General features: G+C 57.3%; 1 pseudogene. It reads left to right on the top strand.

The annotated features are described in order from the left end of the window. Nucleotides 1–553 (top strand): annotated as a pseudogene (locus tag ACH107_RS33415) (helix-turn-helix domain-containing protein); the annotation flags it as partial.

The following is a 553-nucleotide window of genomic DNA, read 5'->3' as shown; positions in this document are numbered from 1 at the left end:
CTGCGCTCGGAATCGGCTGCGCTCAAGGAGGTCGTTGCCGATCTGACTCTGGAAAACCGTCTGCTCAAAAAAAGTATGATCGGGGATGGGGAGTGCGAGGCATGAGGTATCCTGCATCGGAAAAGCTGGAGATCATCCGCACCGTCGAAGCCTCGCATCTGCCCGCTCGTCAGACGCTGGCCATGCTCGGCATCCCACGTACGACCTATTACCGCTGGTATGATCGCTGGTCCGAGGGTGGGCTTGACGCGCTCGAGGACACGCCGCCCCATCCGGGGTCTGTGTGGAACCGCCTCGCGGATGAGACCCGGGCGGATATCATCGAGTTTGCGCTCGAGCATGAGGAACTGACCCCGCGTGAGCTGGCGGTGAAATATACTGATGAGAAGCAGTATTTTGTATCGGAATCATCGGTTTACCGCATCTTGAAGACAGAAGACTTGGTAACAGCTCCGACGCATATCGTAATGAAGGCAGCCAATGAGTTCCGGGATAAAACCACGCGCCCCAACGAGCTGTGGCAGACCGACTTCACCTATCTGAAGGTCCTGGG

It is taken from the genome of Roseovarius halophilus (ex Wu et al. 2025), from assembly GCF_047086965.1.
This window is presented reverse-complemented; position numbering and strand designations above follow the sequence as displayed.